The sequence below is a fragment of the Lelliottia sp. GFLA7 genome, from assembly GCF_056490165.1.
The window spans coordinates 450,096-467,764 of record NZ_JBWLAQ010000003.1 but is presented as its reverse complement, the minus strand read 5'-3'; the positions used below and the strand labels follow the sequence as shown (position 1 = coordinate 467,764).

Genomic DNA, 17,669 nt, shown 5'->3' with positions numbered 1-17,669 from the left:
ATTAACGCACCTTCAGTGTTGCGAGGCCAATCAGCACCAGCATCAGCGAAATAATCCAGAAGCGCACAATCACGCGCGGCTCCGGCCAGCCTTTCAGTTCATAGTGGTGATGAATCGGCGCCATACGGAAGATGCGCTGACCGCGCAGCTTGAAGGAACCGACCTGTAAAATCACCGAAAGCGTTTCGACCACAAATACGCCGCCCATGATCACCAGCAAGAATTCCTGACGCAGCAGCACGGCGATACTGCCCAGCGCGCCGCCCAGCGCCAGCGAACCGACGTCACCCATAAAGACCTGAGCCGGATAGGTGTTAAACCACAGGAAGCCAAGCCCCGCGCCCACAATCGCCGTACAGACGATCACCAGTTCACCGGCATGGCGCAGATACGGAATGTGTAAGTAATTGGCAAAGTTCATGTTACCGGTCGCCCACGCTACCAGCGCAAAGCCACCTGCGACAAAGACAGTTGGCATGATTGCCAGGCCGTCGAGACCATCGGTCAGATTCACCGCATTGCCGGTGCCGACAATCACGAAATACGCCAGCAGGATGTAGAACAATCCAAGCTGTGGCATCACGTCTTTGAAGAACGGCACGACCAGCTCAGTTGCCGGGGTGTCTTTACCCGCCAGATACAGCGCGAACGCCACGCCCAGCGCAATCACCGACATCCAGAAGTATTTCCAGCGGGCGATAAGGCCTTTGGTGTCTTTACGCACCACTTTGCGGTAATCATCAACGAAACCAATAATGCCGTAACCAATCAGCACGGTGAGAACGCACCAGACGTACGGGTTGGACGGGTAGGCCCACAGCAATACGGAGACAACAATCGCGGTGAGGATCATGATCCCGCCCATTGTTGGCGTGCCGCGCTTGCTGAAGTGCGATTCTGGGCCGTCATTGCGGACAACCTGACCGAAAGAGAGTTTTTGCAGACGGGCAATCATGCGCGGGCCCATCCACAAAGAGATGAACAGCGCAGTCAGCAGGCTGACGATGGCGCGAAACGTCAGATACGAAAAGACGTTAAAGCCTGAGTAATATTTGACCAAATGTTCGGCCAGCCAAACTAACATGTTCCGTTCTCCTGTAATGCGTGCACAACCTCTTCCATGGCGGCACTACGTGAACCCTTCACTAAAACAGTCACAATTTGATGCTCTGCAACTAACTTTTTCAAACGCGTAATCAGCGCAGTTTTATCGGCAAAATGTTCACCAACACCGCTTGCCTGGCTGATGGCCTGGCTTAATTTTCCTGCACTTAATACGCAATCAATACCGGATGCTTTTGCCGCGTCACCCACCTGGATATGACACGCTTCGCTCTCATCGCCCAGCTCAGCCATATCGCCTACAACCATCACGCGATAGCCAGGCATTTCTGATAGCACCTGTACCGCAGCGGTCATGGAGCCGACGTTAGCGTTGTAAGAGTCATCAAGAAGCAGCTTGTTTTCAGCCAGTTGGATAGGGAACAAACGTCCCGGCACGGCCTTGAGGTTTAACACCCCCGTTTTGATCGCATCGTGCGTTGCGCCAACGGCCATCGACAGTGCCGCAGCAGCGAGTGCATTCGCAATATTGTGACGACCCGGCAGAGGCAATAGCACATCGACATCCCCCGTCGGGGTCTTTAAGGTAAATTCCGTGCCATGTGAGGTCACATGGATATTCGTCGCGGAAAAATCGCTGTTCGCGGCATTTGGCGAGAAGCGCCAGGTTTTACGCGAGCCAATGATGTTTTGCCAGTTCAGCCAGTCATTGTTATCGGCATTCATAATGGCAATGCCGTTCTCCGGCAAGCCGCCATAAATTTCACCTTTCGCTTTTGCCACACCTTCCAGCGAACCAAATCCTTCAAGATGCGCTGCCGCAAGGTTATTGACTAATGCCGCTTCCGGACGCGTTAAATCAACAGTCCAGGCGATTTCACCCTGATGATTGGCACCGAGTTCAATAACGGCGTACTCATGTTCTTCAGTCAAACGCAGCAGCGTCATCGGCACGCCGATGTCGTTATTCAGATTGCCGGCAGTGTAAAGCGTATTGCCACATTGGCTGAGAATCGCGGCCGTCATCTCTTTGACAGAGGTTTTGCCGGAAGAGCCCGTCAGCGCCACAACGCGCGCGGGGACCTGCTGGCGAACCCAGGCAGCCAGCTCACCAAACGCCTGGCGCGTGTCTTTTACCACCAACTGCGGCAGATCGATGTCCAGTTTACGGCTAACCAGTAGCGCACCAGCGCCGTTCTCTTTTGCTTGATCGGCAAAATCATGCGCATCAAAGCGCTCGCCTTTCAGCGCGACGAACAAACAGCCCGGCGTAATTTTACGGGTATCCGTCGTCACCGCATCAACAGTCAGATCCTGACCTTGCAGCTCGCCATTTAGCACCGTGGCAGCCTGACGTAGCGTAATGCTGATCATGCCAACGCTCCCAGCAGACGCGCAGCCGTCACACGGTCGGAATAATCCAGACGATGTGCTCCGACAATTTGATAGTCTTCATGCCCCTTGCCAGCCAGCAGCACGACGTCATTTTCTTTGGCCTGCATAATCGCATTGGTCACCGCTTCGGCGCGGCCTTCAACCACACGAGCGTGGCCCGCATCCATCATACCGGCGAGGATATCGTTGATAATGGCACGCGGCTCTTCAGTACGCGGGTTGTCATCGGTCACGACCGGAATATCCGCGAACTGTTCAGCAATCGCCCCCATAAGTGGGCGCTTACCTTTGTCGCGATCGCCGCCGCAGCCAAAGACGCACCACAGCTTACCCGTGCAGTGCAGACGGGCAGCCTGGAGCGCTTTTTCCAGCGCATCCGGGGTGTGAGCGTAATCGACCACCACCGTCGGTTTGCCCGGCGCGGTAAATACTTCCATCCGTCCGCAAACAGGCTGCAAGCATGCGCCGGTATTCACCAGCTCGGATAGCGGATAATCCAGCGCCAACAGCGTGGCCAGCGCCAGCAACAGATTGCTGACGTTAAATGCGCCCATCAAACGGCTTTCGATTTCGCCTTCGCCCCATGAAGAAGCAAAGCGGATCGTTGCGCCGCTGTCGTGATAATCCACGTCCGTCGCCTTCAGCCAACGGCCATGGCAATTCGGATTAATATGGTCTTCCATTGAAACCGCAACCGCATCTGGCAATTTTGCCAGCCAACGGCGGCCCACTTCGTCGTCGGCGTTGATGATCGCCTGACCGCAGTGATGCGTGGAATAGAGCAGCCATTTCGCTGCTTCGTAATTTTCCATGTCACCGTGATAATCGAGGTGGTCGCGACTCAGGTTGGTAAACACAGACGCCGCAAACTTCAGCGCTGAGACGCGGTGCTGCACCAGGCCGTGAGAAGAGACTTCCATGGCGGCAAACGTCGCGCCCTGCCCTGCTAGGCCGGAAAGTACATGTTGCACATCAACCGCTGAACCGGTGGTGTTTTCCGTTGGATTGACTTTACCCAACAGACCATTGCCGACCGTGCCCATCACCGCGCCCGTTTCACCCAGCAACTGGGCCCACTGCGCCATCAACTGCGTGGTGGTGGTTTTACCGTTGGTTCCGGTGACGCCAACCAATCGTAACTGGTCAGACGGTTCATGATAAAAACGTCCCGCCAGGGCGGAAAGACGCTCATTCAACTGGCTGAGATAGATGACCGGCACGCCGTGCATTTCGCGGATTTCACCGTCGGTTGCGTCATCTTTTGCCTCAGCAATAATGGCAGCTACACCTTGCGCAATCGCCTGCGGGATATATCGACGCCCGTCCGCCTGATGACCGACTACCGCAACGAAAAGATCGCCCGACGCAGCCACACGGCTGTCGAGTACCATCTCTCGCAGTGCCCGCGCAGGTACGTTTTGTACCCACGGAGCAAGAAGGTCGCGCAAATTACGATCTGCCACCTGTTCCCTCGCCTTGATTAGTTACAAATTCACTTTTTTCGCCCGTCGACAGCGCATCTGGTTCGATATTCATGGTACGCAGAACGCCGCCCATGATGGCACCGAACACCGGCGCGGAGACGGCGCCACCGTAGTATTTACCCGCCTGTGGATCGTTAATGACAACCACCAGCGCAAATCGCGGATTGCTTGCAGGCGCAACGCCTGCGGTGTAAGCAATGTATTTATTGATGTAGCGACCGTCAGGCCCCACTTTTTTCGCGGTACCGGTTTTGATGGCGATGCGATAGCCTTTGATCGCTGCCTTCACGCCGCCGCCGCCAGGCAGCGCCACGCTCTCCATCATATGTACCACGGTACGAACAGTGGATTCCGGGAAGATACGCTCACCCGGAACCGGTGGATCAACTTTGGTTATCGACAGTGGACGATAAACGCCATAGCTGCCGATCGTTGCATAGACTCGCGCCAACTGTAACGGAGTTACCATTAGCCCGTAGCCGAAAGAGAAGGTGGCCCTCTCTATGTCAGACCACCGTTGTTTTTGAGGATATAAGCCACTGCGTTCTCCGACCAACCCCAAATTGGTCGCCTTTCCAAGCCCAAAACGTGAGTAAGTTTCTACTAACGCTGAGGACGGCATCGCTAACGCCAGCTTAGAAACACCGACGTTACTCGACTTCTGCAAAACCCCGGTCAGGGTTAATTCGCTGTAACGCGCCACGTCCTTGATTTCGTGGCCGTTGATTCGGTAAGGAATAGTATTCAGAACGGTATTTTCGTTGACGATGCCACGCTGCAGCGCGGTCATTACCACCATCGGTTTCACAGTCGAACCCGGTTCGAACACGTCGGTGATGGTACGGTTACGCATGATATCTTTCTGCGTACCGGTAAGATTATTTGGGTTATAGGACGGGCTGTTCGCCATCGCCAGTACTTCGCCGGTGCTCACGTCCACCAGCACGGCGCTGCCGGATTCGGCTTTGTTGAACGCCACGGCATTATTGAGTTCGCGGTAAACCAGCGCCTGCAAGCGTTCATCAATACTCAATGCGAGATTGTGCGCCGCCTGGCTATCCGTTGAAGAGATATCCTCAATGACGCGGCCGTAGCGGTCTTTACGCACCACTCGCTCGCCCGGTTGTCCGGTCAGCCATTTATCAAAGCTTTTTTCGACCCCTTCAATGCCCTGGCTATCGACGTTGGTAAAGCCAATGAGGTGAGCGGTCACTTCTCCTGACGGATAATAGCGGCGTGATTCTTCACGCAGATGTATTCCCGGCAGTTTGAGTTTCTTAATGTAATCGGCCATATCAGGGTTCACCTGACGCGCCAGATAGATAAAGCGCCCTTTCGGGTTGGCATTGACGCGCGCAGCCATTTGGTCGAGCGGCATTTTCAATGCATCGGCAAGCGCTTTCCAGCGATTATCCAGCGTGACGCCACCAGCATCATGCAGCTCTTTCGGATCGGCCCAGATCGCTTTAACGGGTACGCTCACCGCCAACGGACGACCAGAACGGTCAGTGATCAAACCGCGTGAGGTCGACACTTCCTGCACGCGAAGGGAACGCATGTCCCCCTGTCGCACCAGCATGTCCGGCGCGATAATCTGTAACCACGCAGCGCGACCAAGCAACAGACACAGCGCCAGTAAAATACAGCCACAAAGCAACGCAAAACGCCAACTCACAAAGTTGGCCTGTTCTTCCTGACGTTTCGGTTTTTGCGTTTTCGCCGCTGCTCTCATGCGTCGCGTGTTCCCTTATTTTTGTACTACAATATTTTCCTGCGAAGGATCAACATGCTGCAATTGCAGCTTTTCCGTTGCGATCCGTTCAACCCGGCTATGATCGCCGAGCGCATTTTCTTCAAGAATCAGGTTTCGCCATTCGATATCCAGCGCATCACGCTCGAGCACCATTTGCTCGCGCTGCGCGGTCAGTAAACGGGTATGGTGTGCGGTTGTCACGACTGTCACGGCCGTCACGATTATGCAAATGAACAAGCAGAGTGGCAGCTTCCCAAACCGCAAAAGATCGTCGCCGATCACGCCAGGCAAGGCATGGCGCTCGTTGCTTCCTAACGATCCTTTAACTTTGCTTAGGGTCTCTGTCACTCTGCTGATCATGCGTTCGTCCTTTCTGCGATGCGCAGCACTGAACTACGGGCGCGTGGATTCTCTGCCACCTCTTCTTCGCCCGGCATCATCTTGCCTAGTACTCGCAAATAGCGACCGCCCAGTTTCCTGAGTTGATCTTCCGTCATCGGCAGCCCTGCTGGAACCTGAGGACCGCGGCTTTGTTCGCGCATAAAACGCTTCACAATACGGTCTTCCAGCGAATGGAAGCTGATAATGGATAACCGCCCACCAGGGGCCAGCACGCCGAGCGAGCTTTTTAGCGCCAGCTCTATTTCCTCCAGTTCACTGTTGACCCAAATGCGCACCGCCTGGAAGGTACGGGTCGCGGGATGTTTGAATTTATCTTTCACCGGCGTAGCCGCCGTCACCACTTCTGCCAGCTCTTTCGTGCGGGTCATCGGCTCAATACGGTTACGCTCAACGATGCCGCGCGCGATACGTTTACCAAAACGCTCTTCGCCAAAGGTTTTGATCACCCAGGCTATGTCGGCTTCTTCAGCCGTGAGCAGCCATTCGGCAGCGGATTGACCACGCGTCGGGTCCATACGCATATCGAGCGGACCATCACGCATGAAAGAAAATCCGCGTTCAGCATCATCAAGCTGTGGTGATGAGACGCCAAGATCGAGAAGAATCCCGTCGATCTTGCCCGTCAGATCACGCTCGCTAACGTAGTCAGCCAGCGCAGAGAAAGGCCCATGAACAAATGAAAAGCGTGGATCATCGATAGTCTTCGCAACAGCAATTGCCTGCGGATCGCGATCGATTGCCAATAAGCGACCTTCCGCTCCCAGTTGGGAGAGGATCAGACGCGAGTGACCACCGCGACCAAATGTGCCATCAATATAGATGCCATCAGGACGAATATTCAGGCCGTTCACGGCCTCGTCCAACAGCACCGATGTATGTTTATAATTTTCCGTCATATTTATAGAGACAAGTCCTGCAATCGATCCGATAAGACACCGGAATCAGATTGTTCAGCGTCGATATCTTCCTTGACCTGTTGATACCAGGTCGTTTCATCCCACAGTTCAAACTTGTTGAACTGCCCGACCAGCATCACTTCTTTTGTCAGACCGGCATGTTGTCGCAACACAGGCGCAATCAGTAAGCGCCCTGAGTTATCCATCTGACACTCACTGGCATGCCCCAACAACAACCGCTGCACGCGGCGTTCCTGCGGGTTCATGCTCGACAGTCGCGACAGCTTTTGCTCGATAATTTCCCATTCGGGTAAGGTGTAAAGCAGCAGGCAGGGGTGGTTGATGTCAATGGTACACACCATTTGACCTGACGCGTTTTCGATCAGTTGGTCGCGGTATCGGGTTGGTACCGATAAACGCCCTTTACTGTCGAGATTGACTAACGTCGCCCCACGGAACATGCCAGCTCCACCCCTTATCGCCACTTTAACCCACAAATTCCCACATAAAGGAGTTTACGGAGCGAAGGAAAAGCTTGTCAAGCCGGGACTGCCGCGATAAGGACTCCAAAGCGCCCTATTTACCGACATAACCCAACTTGATTAATAACTGCACAACTCGCGAGACAAAATTAACGTCATGAATATTTGTAAGAAAAAAATCAATATTCAGAGGAGCGATAAAATTCACTCTCTATCCATACAGGCAAATATAAAGTGTCAGTTTGCGACGCGGGCGGCATTTTAAGACATATCGTCAGGGGATGACAGCGCCAGATTCAACGTACAAGCCAGAAAGAACAAGAGGTGGCACTATAAGTCAGATAGGAAAGATAAAAACGGCTGATAATTCAGCGAGGGAATAGTCTTTGTAACAAAACAATACAAAAAAATAGTATTAAGTGAACTCTTAATAACCTTAAAAATGCCGCTAAAGGGTGAAAAACAAATAAAAGAATAGCAGGCTATGGTTCTTAAGGAATTATCCTAAATTTAGTCCGGTTATTATTCTCCGTAATATTCGGAAAAAAACAGGGCTGCTATTGCTGCCCTGATTAATGTTTTAGTGACGGCTTAACACACCGCGGCGGTAAAGATTACGTTTGATACGGGTCAGGCCCGGTTTTGGCTTACGTGGTTCATCGAGGCTCGCCAGGACAATTTCCAGCACGCGCTCCGCAACGTCACGATGACGCTGCGCCACGGCAAGAACCGGGCATTGCAGGAAGTCGAGCAGCTCGTTGTCACCAAACGTCGCAATAGCCAGCTCAGTCGGCAATTTGCCTTCGCGGCGCAGCGTAACGTCCATCACACCCTGTAAAAGTGCAAACGACGTAGTAAACAGTGCCTGCGGCATCGGGTGCGTCTCAAGCCATTTTTCAAACAGCTGAGCGGCGGCTTCACGCTCGTAACTATTGGCATAGAGATAATGGACTTCACGCGGATCGTCTTTCCAGGCGGTGCGGAACCCCTGCTCACGCAGGAAGCTGACGGACAGCTCCGGTAACGCGCCAAGATAGAGCACCGTTTCCGCTGGGAAGGTGCGCAGTTCTGCGGCCAGCATTTCCGCGTCGTCCTGATCGGCACCGACAACGCTGGTAAAGTGTTCACGATCCAGCGCACGATCAAGGGCGACAATCGGGAACGAGTCATTAGCCCAACGCTGGTAAAATGGGTGCTCTGGTGGCAAGGAAGTGGATACGATAATCGCATCCACCTGGCGTTGCAGCAGATGCTCAATGCAGCGCATTTCATTATCGGGCTGATCTTCAGAACAGGCGATCAGTAACTGATAGCCGCGCTGGCGAGCCTGGCGTTCGAGATAATTGGCGATACGGGTGTAGCTGGTATTTTCCAGATCCGGAATGACCAGACCAATAGAGCGGGTACGTCCAGCACGTAAACCGGCGGCGACAGCGTTCGGATGGTAGTTATGCTCACGCACCACCGCCATGACTTTTTCAACGGTTTTATCGCTAACACGGTACTGCTTCGCTTTACCGTTGATCACATAGCTTGCTGTAGTTCGTGACACGCCCGCAAGCCGGGCGATTTCATCCAGTTTCACAATTGCCCCTTAAAAGAAAAAAAGAGTCCATGGCCTTGTCAGGTTTATGGTTATACCTTTTTACATCTAAGCGCAGAATAGTCCTGGCGGCAATAGCTTTTATCTCGCTTACGCTGCGTTTCGGTAAAAAAAAGCCTGACTTTGCAGGTCAGGCTTAAAGAGGCGAACTTTTTTCACTGCTACCGCATTATTTTATCGCCGCGAGACAACCCCACGATGCCGGAGCGCGCGACCTCAACGATTTTGGCGACATCACGTATCGAAGCAAGGAAGGCATCGAGCTTGTCGCTGGTTCCGGCCAATTGCACCGTATATATAGAAGGGGTGACGTCGATAATCTGCCCACGGAAGATATCCGTATTGCGTTTGACCTCGTCACGGCCGTACCCGCTGGCCTGAATTTTTACCAGCATGACTTCGCGCTCAACATACGCGCCCTGCCCTAATTCACTGACTCGCAGCACGTCCACCAGCTTGTGCAGTTGCTTTTCAATCTGCTCCAGCACTTTCGCATCGCCAACGGTCTGGATGGTCATACGGGATAACGTAGGATCGTCAGTCGGGGCCACGGTCAGGCTTTCGATGTTATAGCCGCGCTGGGCAAAAAGTCCGATCACGCGAGAGAGCGCACCAGACTCGTTTTCCAGTAATACAGATAATATCCGGCGCATATCAGGTTCTCTCCGTTTTACTGAGCCACATTTCATCCATACCGCCGCCGCGAATATGCATCGGATAGACGTGTTCTGTTCCGTCTACGATGACATCGACAAACACCAGACGGTTATTCCTGACATGCTCGAGCGCGTCAGCAAGCTTCGATTCCAGCTCCGCCGGATCGCTGACACGAATGCCCACATGGCCGTAAGCCTCTGCCACGCGGACAAAATCTGGCAGCGATTTCATGTACGACTGGGAGTGACGACCGGAGTAAATCATGTCTTGCCACTGTTTCACCATCCCCAGATAACCGTTATTCAGGTTCAGCACCAGCACAGGCAAATCGTATTGCAGTGCTGTGGAGAGTTCCTGAATGTTCATCTGAATACTGCCGTCGCCCGTCACACAAACCACGATTTCGTCCGGGAGCGCCAGTTTCACGCCCAACGCGGCCGGCAAGCCAAAGCCCATCGTGCCAAGACCACCGGAATTGATCCAATGACGAGGCTTATCAAACGGATAGTAAAGCGCCGCAAACATCTGGTGCTGACCCACATCCGAGGTCACATAGGCTTCACCCTTGGTCAGACGCCAGATGGTTTCGATAACCGCCTGCGGCTTAATATGCTCACTTTGCGTGTCGTATTTCAGACAGTGGCGCGCACGCCACTGCTCAATCTGCTGCCACCAGTCTCGAATATCATCCAGTGGTTGCGTTGGGGTTTCATGCGCCAGCAGTTCGAGCATTTGTTCCAGAACCTGTAGCGCATCGCCGACAATAGGCACATCAGCGGGCACGGTTTTGGAAATAGACGTCGGGTCGATATCAATATGGAGCACCGTCGCATTCGGACAGTACTTGGCCAAATTGTTCGTCGTGCGATCGTCAAAACGCACACCAACGGCGAAAATCACATCAGAATTATGCATCGTCATGTTGGCTTCGAATGTGCCGTGCATCCCCAGCATGCCCAGTGCCTGACGATGAGTGGCCGGAAACGCGCCTAACCCCATCAATGAGGAGGCAACGGGCAAGTTCAATTTTTCGATAAGCTCACGCAGTTGCTCGTGACAATGCGCGTTTACCGCGCCGCCACCAACGTAGACGACCGGTTTTTTTGCCGCAATGAGCGTCTGCAATGCCCGTTTAATCTGGCCTTTATGGCCCTGCGTGGTCGGATTATACGAGCGCATGCTCACCGAATCAGGCCAGACGTAAGGTAATTTATTGGCAGGATTCAGAATATCTTTTGGTAAATCGACCACGACCGGGCCCGGACGACCGCTGGCCGCCAGCCAGAATGCTTTTTTCAGTACCCCCGGAATATCTTCCGTTTGCTTCACCAGAAAACTGTGTTTCACCACCGGGCGGGAGATCCCCACCATGTCGCACTCCTGGAAGGCGTCGTAGCCAATCAGCGAGGTTGCAACCTGACCGGACAAAATCACCAGCGGGATGGAATCCATATAGGCGGTAGCAATACCCGTTATCGCGTTGGTTGCGCCAGGACCTGACGTCACAAGCACGACGCCCACTTCCCCAGTGGCGCGCGCCAACCCATCGGCCATATGTACAGCGGCCTGCTCGTGACGCACCAGGACATGATCGATGCCACCTACGGTGTGCAACGCATCATAAATATCGAGGACTGCGCCTCCGGGATAACCGAATACTTGCTTGACGCCCTGATCGATGAGCGACCGGACGACCATTTCGGCGCCAGACAACATCTCCATGGTTTGCCTCCAGGCTTATTGTTGTTATAGACGAACACAGGAATTCATTTCCTCGTCGTCTTGCTGAGCAGGGCTTCCCCTGTCATAGATTCTTGCAGAGTGGCTTTCACCATAACCGCTAGCCCTAAGGCAGGCAATCGGCAAACCGTGGCGTAAAGAAACGCTCGAAAGCAGAATACACAGGGTATAGGTAAGAATTCAGTGTATTCATCTGAGATAAGCTTTTCCGATGATAATTCATCGTCAAAAAAAGCGCTGCGTCAGTAATTTATCTATTTTTGAGCGGTAAATGGCGTTAAGAAAAAATGCTGGCGAGATAAAATTTTGCAATATAAATAAATAGCGGGATAAACCCGATGTTTCACATCGATTTATCCCGGTCCGTGTTAACGACGGCAAACACTGGCTAATAGCTCTTCCATCCACTGATGGCCTTTATCGCGCCCGGCGGCTTCATGCCAGGAAAGGTAACAGGTACGACTATTTAATTTTAGCGGTAGCGGCATCACTTGCAGATTTAACCTATCTGAAAACTCTTCTGCTAACCAACGAGGAGCAATAGCCACCAGGTGGGTTTGCGAAACAATATTTAATACGCTGACCATCGCCATTCCCTGATAAGCCACCCTTGACTGTTTATCGGGTGTGTCATACCACGGCTGGCTGAAAGAGGCATATCTGTCGAGCGCAACCACTGCATGCTGCTCTTGATACACATCACTCTCCAGTAAAGGTGCATTTATGCGCGGGTGCGTCTTGCTGGCGACTAATACCATTTCATCATTAAACAACGGCACGCAAGAAAACTCCGGGCGACGGAACTCTTCATAGCCAATCACAAATTCCGTTTCCTGATAACGCAACTGGTGTTCTGTGTTTTGATTAAGTGAAGATTTAAATATCAGATTTATATTCGGCGCAATGGCTTCGACTTTATTATAGATAACAGAGGTTAAATAGTTATCCAGCGGACTGCACACGCAGAGATGAAAAACGCGCTCACTGCTAACAGGCTCAAAACCCGATCCCGGAAGCTCATTTTGCACCAACTGCAATGCCTGCCGTACTGAACCAAAAAGCTGGCAAGCCCTTGCTGTAGGCTGAATCCCACGGCCGTATCTCACAAATAATTCGTCATTGAACATCAGCTTAAGCCGAGCAACAGCATTACTCACTGCAGGCTGCGACATGCCTAATGACTGCGCCGCGCGGGTAATATTCTGTTCCTGCATAACAGCATCAAAAACGGTTAATAAGTTAAGATCCACCGTCCTTAATTGCGGCCGGGTCCCGTCACTAACGTGAGTCCGTTCAATTTTGCTTTCTAACATATCTAACTCCACCGTCACGCTAAACTCCCTTTATCTTTGTGCAGTAATAACTTCTAAATATATTATTTATCATGCAGATAAAACCAGAGAAAGAGAAAGGTTTAAATTTCGGAATATATAAATACTTACGGCAAATAACGTGAAGATGTAAAGACATACTAACGCGATAAGTGCCAAAAGTGATAACTAAAACATTAGGATTGGAATGAAACCATAAATCCAATGAATAAACAATAAGCCTTATGATGAACTAATATTTAAGCTTTATTAAACTATTCAACACCATCAATACGTGATAGTTAACAATCCATGATCATTGTGCGATTTTCATTCACCTCCAACTTGCGAATAAAAATGTTAACCCAATGAATTTAATGAAATAAACCTTTCCATGTTAAACATATCAAGCCGTATTCAATTGAAACGAATTATATTAAATTAATTCTTAAAGTTTATTTTGAGTCCAATATTAGACTAATTAATTAGCCTCCACGATAAAAACCAGCACAATACGCTAAAATAGAAATCCACATATCTTCATTTCTTTAGCCTGTTTTTGACCACAGGGGTTGACTTGGATCAGCATATCCAGTACCACTAAAGGCATAACGCATTCATCTGGAGCATGATTCATGATTCGTACCGTTCGTTCTCTCAGCCTACTACTACTAAACGCATCTCTTTTGCGCGGTAGGCTGGCGAACGAAATTCAACGTTGAATCGTCTCCAGTAAACAAGAAACCCGCGCCATTGCGCGGGTTTTTTTATGCTCGTAGCAAGGCGCCCCAGGACAGACAAGGACCAAACCCATGAGCCAGCAAGTCGTTATTTTCGATACAACCTTACGTGATGGTGAACAGGCGTTGCAGGCGAGCCTGAGTGTGAAAGAAAAGCTGCAAATTGCGCTGGCCCTCGAACGTATGGGTGTTGACGTGATGGAGGTGGGTTTCCCTGTCTCTTCACCGGGTGATTTTGAGTCCGTACAAACTATCGCGCGCACCATAAAAAATAGCCGCGTCTGTGCTCTGGCCCGCTGTGTTGAGAAAGATATCGACGTTGCAGCAGAGTCGCTGAAGGTGGCCGAAGCCTTCCGCATTCATACGTTTATTGCCACCTCACCGATGCATATCGCTACCAAGCTGCGCAGCACGCTGGACGAAGTCATCGAACGCGCGGTGTATATGATCAAGCGCGCCCGCCATTATACCGATGATGTGGAATTCTCTTGTGAAGATGCTGGCCGGACGCCCATTGCCGATCTGGCGCGCGTGGTCGAAGCCGCGATAAACGCGGGTGCGAAGACCATCAACATCCCGGACACCGTCGGCTACACCATGCCGTTTGAGTTCTCCAACATCATTACCGGTCTGTACGAACGCGTACCCAACATCGATCAAGCCATCATTTCCGTTCACACTCACGACGATTTAGGCCTGGCCGTCGGCAACGCCATTGCCGCCGTTCATGCAGGTGCCCGTCAGGTAGAAGGCGCAATGAACGGGATTGGCGAGCGTGCGGGGAACTGTTCGCTCGAAGAAGTGATCATGGCGATTAAAGTGCGTAAAGACATTATGAATGTGCAGACCCGCATTAATCACAACGAAATCTGGCGTACCAGCCAGACCGTCAGCCAAATTTGCAACATGCCGATTCCGGCGAACAAAGCCATTGTTGGCACGGGCGCGTTCGCTCACTCCTCCGGTATCCACCAGGACGGCGTGCTGAAGAACCGCGAAAACTACGAAATCATGACGCCGGAGTCCATCGGCCTGAATCAGGTGCAATTGAACCTGACCTCCCGTTCTGGTCGTGCGGCGGTAAAACATCGCATGGAAGAGATGGGCTACAAAGAGACCGACTACAACATGGATCACCTGTATGACGCGTTCCTGAAACTGGCTGATAAAAAAGGTCAGGTGTTCGATTACGACCTGGAAGCGATCGCGTTCATTAACAAGCAGCAGGAAGAACCTGAACATTTCCGCATGGATTACTTCAGCGTGCAGTCAGGCTCCAGCGATATCGCCACCGCCTCCGTCAAACTGGCCTGCGGCGATGAAGTCAAAGCAGAAGCCGCGAATGGTAACGGCCCAGTAGACGCCATTTATCAGGCAATCAACCGCGTCACCGGTTACGACGTCGAACTGGTCAAATATGATCTGAGCGCGAAAGGACACGGCAAAGATGCGCTGGGTCAGGTGGACATCGTTGTTACCTATAACGGTCGCCGTTTCCACGGCGTTGGCCTGGCAACGGACATTGTGGAATCGTCTGCCAAAGCGATGGTGCATGTGCTGAATAACATCTGGCGCGCCGCCGAAGTCGAGAAAGAATTGCAACGCAAAGCTCAGAATAAAGAGAACAATAAGGAAACCGTGTAATGTCGAAGAATTACCATATTGCTGTGTTGCCGGGCGACGGAATTGGCCCGGAAGTAATGACACAAGCCCTGAAAGTCCTGGAAGCTGTACGCACACGTTTCGCGATGAAAATCTCGACCAGCCATTATGATGTGGGCGGTATCGCGATTGATAACCACGGCACGCCGCTGCCGAAAGCCACGGTTGAAGGCTGCGAAAATGCGGATGCGGTCCTCTTTGGATCTGTCGGCGGCCCGAAATGGGAACATCTGCCACCTGCCGGACAACCTGAGCGCGGCGCGTTATTGCCGCTGCGTAAGCACTTCAAATTATTTAGCAATCTGCGCCCTGCAAAACTGTATCAGGGCCTGGAAGAGTTTTGCCCGTTGCGTGCCGATATCGCCGCTAACGGCTTCGACATTCTGTGCGTGCGCGAATTAACCGGCGGTATCTACTTCGGTCAGCCAAAAGGGCGCGAAGGCAGCGGTCAGCACGAAAAAGCGTTTGATACCGAGGTGTATCATCGTTTTGAAATCGAACGCATTGCGCGTATTGCGTTCGAATCCGCACGCAAACGCCGTCACAAAGTGACCTCCATTGATAAAGCCAACGTCCTGCAGTCCTCCATTTTATGGCGTGAAATCGTCAATGAAATCGCCAACGAGTACCCGGACGTTGAGCTGGCGCACATGTACATCGACAACGCCACCATGCAGCTGATTAAAGACCCGTCGCAGTTTGACGTCCTGCTGTGTTCTAACCTGTTTGGCGATATTCTCTCTGACGAGTGCGCAATGATCACCGGCTCGATGGGCATGCTCCCATCCGCTAGCCTGAACGAAGAAGGTTTTGGTTTGTACGAACCCGCGGGCGGTTCGGCTCCGGATATCGCGGGCAAAAATATTGCTAACCCAATCGCGCAGATCCTGTCACTGGCGCTGCTGCTGCGCTACAGCCTGGATGCAAACGATGCAGCAGATGCGATTGAAAACGCCATTAACCGCGCGTTAGAAGAAGGCATCCGTACCGGCGATTTAGCGCGCGGCACGGCGGCAGTCAGTACCGATGAAATGGGCGATATCATTGCCCGCTATGTCGCAGAAGGGGTGTAATCATGGCCAGGACGTTATACGAAAAACTGTTTGATGCGCACGTTGTCTACGAAGCGTCAAACGAAACTCCGCTGCTGTACATTGACCGCCATCTGGTGCACGAAGTCACCTCTCCGCAGGCATTTGACGGCCTGCGGGCGCACAACCGCCAGGTTCGCCAGCCAGGCAAAACCTTCGCGACCATGGATCACAACGTTTCCACCCAGACCAAAGATATCAATGCGTCTGGCGAAATGGCGCGCATCCAGATGCAGGAGCTGATCAAAAACTGCAATGCGTTCGGCGTTGAACTGTACGACCTGAACCACCCGTTTCAGGGCATCGTCCACGTTATGGGCCCAGAACAAGGCATCACGTTGCCGGGTATGACTATCGTCTGCGGCGACTCCCATACCGCCACTCACGGCGCGTTTGGTGCGCTGGCGTTTGGTATTGGTACCTCTGAAGTTGAGCATGTTCTGGCGACGCAAACCCTGAAACAGGGCCGCGCGAAGACCATGAAAATCGAAGTCAAAGGCCATGCCGCACCGGGCATTACCGCCAAAGATATCGTTCTGGCGATCATCGGTAAAACCGGTAGCGCAGGCGGAACGGGCCATGTTGTCGAGTTCTGCGGCGATGCGATCCGCGCGCTGAGCATGGAAGGCCGCATGACCCTGTGCAACATGGCGATCGAAATGGGCGCGAAAGCGGGCCTGGTTGCACCAGATGACATCACATTTAACTATGTGAAAGGGCGTCTACACGCGCCGAAAGGCAACGATTTTGATGATGCAGTAGAGTACTGGAAAACCCTGCAAACTGACGAAGGCGCAACCTTTGATACCGTCGTCACGCTGCAGGCCGAAGAGATCGCCCCGCAGGTCACCTGGGGAACCAACCCAGGTCAGGTGATTTCCGTGAACGATAATGTGCCCGATCCGGCCTCGTTTGCCGATCCGGTTGAGCGCGCCAGCGCCGAAAAAGCGCTGGCCTATATGGGCCTGAAACCAGGTATTCCACTGACTGAAGTGGCGATCGATAAAGTCTTTATCGGCTCGTGCACCAACTCCCGTATCGAAGATTTACGCGCTGCTGCCGAGATTGCCAAAGGCCGCAAAGTGGCACCTGGCGTGCAGGCGTTAGTCGTCCCAGGATCTGGCCCGGTGAAAGCGCAGGCGGAAGCAGAAGGTTTGGATAAGATCTTTATTGAAGCCGGTTTTGAGTGGCGCCTGCCGGGCTGTTCCATGTGTCTGGCAATGAACAACGACCGCCTGAATCCGGGTGAACGTTGCGCCTCGACCAGCAACCGTAACTTCGAAGGCCGTCAGGGCCGTGGCGGACGCACGCATCTGGTCAGCCCGGCAATGGCAGCGGCAGCGGCTGTCACCGGTCATTTCGCCGATATTCGTGTTTTAAAATAAGGAGACA

The 17,669-nt window shown here is 52.5% G+C and carries 15 protein-coding genes; 4 read left to right on the top strand and 11 right to left on the bottom strand.

The window, feature by feature from the left end; genetic code table 11:
• Nucleotide 1 precedes the first annotated feature (1 nt).
• The 11 genes from mraY to leuO form a co-directional block, all read right to left on the bottom strand.
• Nucleotides 2–1,084, bottom strand: a complete 1,083-nt coding sequence (gene mraY, locus AC07RN_RS12505) for a phospho-N-acetylmuramoyl-pentapeptide-transferase (protein WP_478336500.1) — start codon at nt 1,082–1,084, stop codon at nt 2–4.
• Nucleotides 1,078–2,436 (bottom strand): UDP-N-acetylmuramoyl-tripeptide--D-alanyl-D-alanine ligase, encoded by a 1,359-nt coding sequence (gene murF, locus AC07RN_RS12500; protein WP_478336499.1) that lies wholly within the window; start codon nt 2,434–2,436, stop codon nt 1,078–1,080. The genes mraY and murF overlap by 7 nt, the downstream gene beginning before the upstream one ends.
• The gene (gene murE, locus AC07RN_RS12495) at nt 2,433–3,920 is read right to left on the bottom strand and encodes a UDP-N-acetylmuramoyl-L-alanyl-D-glutamate--2,6-diaminopimelate ligase (RefSeq protein WP_478336498.1); all 1,488 of its coding nucleotides are present in this window, start codon (nt 3,918–3,920) and stop codon (nt 2,433–2,435) included. The genes murF and murE overlap by 4 nt, the downstream gene beginning before the upstream one ends.
• Nucleotides 3,907–5,673, bottom strand: coding sequence for a peptidoglycan glycosyltransferase FtsI (locus AC07RN_RS12490; RefSeq protein WP_012016039.1), 1,767 nt, complete (start codon nt 5,671–5,673; stop codon nt 3,907–3,909). Before AC07RN_RS12490 ends, murE begins: the two co-directional genes overlap by 14 nt.
• Before the next feature lie 15 nt (nt 5,674–5,688).
• Nucleotides 5,689–6,054 (bottom strand): cell division protein FtsL, encoded by a 366-nt coding sequence (gene ftsL / locus AC07RN_RS12485; protein WP_014068894.1) that lies wholly within the window; start codon nt 6,052–6,054, stop codon nt 5,689–5,691.
• On the bottom strand, nt 6,051–6,992 hold the full coding sequence (gene rsmH / locus AC07RN_RS12480) for a 16S rRNA (cytosine(1402)-N(4))-methyltransferase RsmH (protein ID WP_012016037.1): 942 nt from the start codon (nt 6,990–6,992) through the stop codon (nt 6,051–6,053). Before rsmH ends, ftsL begins: the two co-directional genes overlap by 4 nt.
• Nucleotides 6,993–6,994: 2 nt before the next feature.
• Nucleotides 6,995–7,453 (bottom strand): division/cell wall cluster transcriptional repressor MraZ, encoded by a 459-nt coding sequence (gene mraZ, locus AC07RN_RS12475; protein WP_012016036.1) that lies wholly within the window; start codon nt 7,451–7,453, stop codon nt 6,995–6,997.
• A gap of 601 nt (nt 7,454–8,054) precedes the next feature.
• Entirely contained in the window at nt 8,055–9,059 is a 1,005-nt protein-coding gene (cra, locus tag AC07RN_RS12470; protein ID WP_012016035.1) for a catabolite repressor/activator, read from the bottom strand.
• 179 nt (nt 9,060–9,238) lie between these two features.
• Nucleotides 9,239–9,730, bottom strand: a complete 492-nt coding sequence (ilvN, locus tag AC07RN_RS12465) for an acetolactate synthase small subunit (RefSeq protein WP_012016034.1) — start codon at nt 9,728–9,730, stop codon at nt 9,239–9,241.
• A gap of 1 nt (nt 9,731) precedes the next feature.
• Nucleotides 9,732–11,456, bottom strand: a complete 1,725-nt coding sequence (ilvI, locus tag AC07RN_RS12460) for an acetolactate synthase 3 large subunit (protein ID WP_478336497.1) — start codon at nt 11,454–11,456, stop codon at nt 9,732–9,734.
• 386 nt (nt 11,457–11,842) lie between these two features.
• Nucleotides 11,843–12,787, bottom strand: coding sequence for a transcriptional regulator LeuO (leuO, locus tag AC07RN_RS12455; RefSeq protein WP_478336496.1), 945 nt, complete (start codon nt 12,785–12,787; stop codon nt 11,843–11,845).
• A 632-nt stretch (nt 12,788–13,419) separates the two neighbouring features.
• Here leuO and leuL point away from each other — a divergent pair.
• The 4 genes from leuL (at nt 13,420) to leuC (ending at nt 17,662) form a co-directional block, all read left to right on the top strand.
• On the top strand, nt 13,420–13,506 hold the full coding sequence (gene leuL, locus AC07RN_RS12450; protein WP_133632013.1) for a leu operon leader peptide: 87 nt from the start codon (nt 13,420–13,422) through the stop codon (nt 13,504–13,506).
• A 90-nt stretch (nt 13,507–13,596) separates the two neighbouring features.
• Entirely contained in the window at nt 13,597–15,168 is a 1,572-nt protein-coding gene (leuA, locus tag AC07RN_RS12445; RefSeq protein WP_449554710.1) for a 2-isopropylmalate synthase, read from the top strand.
• The gene (gene leuB / locus AC07RN_RS12440) at nt 15,168–16,259 is read left to right on the top strand and encodes a 3-isopropylmalate dehydrogenase (RefSeq protein ID WP_059180132.1); all 1,092 of its coding nucleotides are present in this window, start codon (nt 15,168–15,170) and stop codon (nt 16,257–16,259) included. The genes leuA and leuB overlap by 1 nt, the downstream gene beginning before the upstream one ends.
• A 2-nt stretch (nt 16,260–16,261) precedes the next feature.
• Nucleotides 16,262–17,662 (top strand): 3-isopropylmalate dehydratase large subunit, encoded by a 1,401-nt coding sequence (gene leuC, locus AC07RN_RS12435; protein WP_012016029.1) that lies wholly within the window; start codon nt 16,262–16,264, stop codon nt 17,660–17,662.
• The last annotated feature ends 7 nt before the right edge of the window (nt 17,663–17,669 follow it).